At 70.6% G+C, this 2,454-nt stretch carries 3 protein-coding genes and 1 pseudogene; 3 read left to right on the top strand and 1 reads right to left on the bottom strand.

The genetic code is table 11. The features are described 5' to 3' along the window. Positions 1-321 (top strand): annotated as a pseudogene (locus tag R1101_RS0121215) (RNA polymerase sigma factor); the annotation flags it as partial. On the opposite strand, the gene R1101_RS0121210 reads toward R1101_RS0121215, so the two are convergent. After that, entirely contained in the window at positions 314-694 is a 381-nt protein-coding gene (locus tag R1101_RS0121210; RefSeq protein WP_016935270.1) for a DUF1622 domain-containing protein, read from the bottom strand. The pseudogene R1101_RS0121215 and the gene R1101_RS0121210 overlap by 8 nt on opposite strands. Before the next feature lie 164 nt (positions 695-858). On the opposite strand from R1101_RS0121210, the gene R1101_RS0121205 reads away from it, so the two are divergent. Continuing rightward, positions 859-1,476 carry a prepilin peptidase gene (locus R1101_RS0121205; RefSeq protein ID WP_037224430.1) on the top strand — a complete coding sequence of 206 codons (618 nt, stop codon included), beginning with the start codon at positions 859-861 and terminating at the stop codon, positions 1,474-1,476. Between the two features lie 48 nt (positions 1,477-1,524). Beyond that, positions 1,525-2,454 (top strand): chorismate synthase (aroC, locus tag R1101_RS0121200; protein ID WP_037224432.1); only part of this gene is annotated, 930 nt, incomplete at its 3' end.

Below are 2,454 nucleotides of genomic sequence, written 5' to 3'. Positions count from 1 at the left end.
GACGCGGCCACGATCGACGACACCGACTGGGCGCAGATCGTCGCGCTCTACGACCTGCTGATGGCCTCGGGCCCCACGCCGGTCGTCGCGTTGCACCGGGCCGTCGCACTCGCCGAAGTGGACGGTCCCGCTGCGGCACTCGACATCGTCGACCGTCTCGATCTCGATCGCTATCACGTCTTCCACGCGGCGCGGGCCGATCTGCTGAGACGCCTCGGAAGGACCACCGAGGCGAGCGTCGCGTACGGCATCGCCGCCGCGCGGACGGAGAACGCGGTCGAACGTGCACATCTGCTGCGGCGGCGCGACGAGCTCAGCTGACAGACGTCGTGCCGGGCGCGCTCTCGGTCTCGGGCACCGAACGCTGCCACGGCCACCGGCCGTCGATCTCCAGTTGCAGCGACCAGCTCAGGAAGGTGCGGATGAGCACGATGACCGCCAGCACGCCCACCGACGTGAAGGTGGGTGTGACGGCGACGGTCTTGATGATGTCGGCGGCGACCAGGAATTCGAGGCCGAGCAGGATCGATCGGCCGAGATTGCGCCGGTACGGTTCGTAGATCTCCGCCTTCGGGGTGCGTCGCCGCGCGGTCGCCGCGAGCCAGGTCGCCGCCAGCGCGCCGATCACCATGACGCCTACTCCGACGACGTCGATGACTGTGCCCACGTGTTCGAGCAGCGACGAAATCTCCATTCGACCAGAACCTTCCGACCGGATCCGACAGACTGCGGCAATCCTTGCAGGACGATCGCCGTCCCGTGCGGCTTTGTCCACAGGACCCTGTCGTATCCACAGAAGCCGGGCCGGACCCCGCGCGAGCCCGCTGCCGGGTGGGCGTGGGGTGCACGCTCCGGGGCATGACAGGGGAGGCGACAGGCGTGCTCGCGACGGCGGTTCTCGGGCTGGGCGCGGGAGTGATCGTGCGGGTTTCGGCGGGGTTGCTGGCCCGACGTCGACCGCCACCGGGACTGTGCGAGCTGGCCTGCGCGGGAGTCGCACTCGTCGTGGTCGCTGCAACCGCCGGCGCCACGACGATCGGAGTGATGGTGTTCGGATGGTGGTGTGTGTGTCTGAGCACGGTGGATCTGCTCGTGCGGCGTCTGCCGAACGTGCTGACCCTCGGGGGAGCAGGGGCGATCCTCGGCGTCGCCGCCGCGACGGGACAGGGGCGGGCCGCCTTCGCCGGCGCCTTCCTGCTCGCGGCGCCGTTGCTCATCACCCATCTGGCGGTGCCGCGGTCACTGGGCGCGGGCGACGTCAAACTCGCCCTCGGGCTCGGTGCGGTCACCGGACTTGCCGGGCCCTCGGCGGTGCTGCTCGGTGCCCTGCTCCCACCCGTCCTCACCGCAGGTGCGGCCCTGTTTCTGCGGTTCCGGGCGGCCGGTCGCGGGGGAGCGAGGGCCGTTCCGCGTGCGCTTCCGCACGGACCGTCGATGTGTGCCGCCGCGGCACTGGCGTCGATCGTGCCGGGTTGACCAGGGGCGGTATGTCGAGGCGGCGGACGAACATGGAAGGATGGACCTGTGCTGCGCTGGATAACTGCTGGAGAATCCCATGGTCCCGCCCTCGTCGCGATGCTCGAGGGGATGGTCGCCGGAGTCGAGGTGACGTCGAACGACATCTCGGAGCAACTCGCGCGCCGGCGACTGGGCTACGGCCGCGGCGCACGCATGAAGTTCGAGGCCGACAAGGTCACTGTGATCGGCGGTGTCCGGCACGGACGCACCCTGGGCGGCCCCATCGCGATCGAGATCGGCAACACCGAGTGGCCCAAGTGGGAGACCATCATGGCCTCCGACCCGGTCGATCCCGAACTGCTCGCAGGACAGGCGCGCAACGCGCCGCTGTCCCGCCCCCGGCCCGGCCACGCCGACTTCGCGGGCATGCTCAAGTACGGCTTCGACGACGCCCGTCCCGTCCTCGAGCGCGCCAGCGCCCGGGAGACCGCAGCACGCGTGGCGGCCGGCACCGTCGCCCGGAACTTCCTGCGCCAGGCATTCGGGGCCGAGGTCGTCTCGCACGTCATCTCCATCGGCGCATCCGATCCCTATGTCGGCCCCGAACCCGGCGCCGACGATCTCGCCGCGATCGACGCGAGCCCCGTGCGCGCCTACGACAAGGCCGCCGAAGAGTCCATGATCGCCGAGATCGAGGCTGCGAAGCGCGACGGCGACACCCTCGGCGGAATCGTCGAGGTCGTGGTGCACGGGCTGCCCGTGGGCCTCGGCTCGTTCGTCAGCGGCGCCGACCGTCTCGACGCGCGACTGGCCGCCGCCCTCATGGGGATCCAGGCCATCAAGGGTGTGGAGGTCGGCGACGGCTTCGAGACCGCGCGCCGACGCGGCAGCGCCGCCCACGACGAGATGAAGCCCGGCCCCGACGGTGTGCTCCGTTCGAGCAACCGTGCCGGTGGTCTCGAAGGCGGCATGACCAACGGTGAGGCCCTGAGGGTG

The organism is Rhodococcus sp. R1101 (assembly GCF_000278445.1).
GTDB classification, from domain to species: domain Bacteria; phylum Actinomycetota; class Actinomycetes; order Mycobacteriales; family Mycobacteriaceae; genus Rhodococcus; species Rhodococcus gordoniae.
Note: the sequence above shows the minus strand (reverse complement) of the source record. Positions and strands in the feature narration are given on the sequence as shown.

Coding starts and splice junctions, on each gene's coding strand:
- R1101_RS0121210 (WP_016935270.1), bottom strand. CDS start 694: ATGGAGATTTCGTCGCTGCTCGAACACGTGGGCACAGTCATCGACGTC.
- R1101_RS0121205 (WP_037224430.1), top strand. CDS start 859: ATGACAGGGGAGGCGACAGGCGTGCTCGCGACGGCGGTTCTCGGGCTG.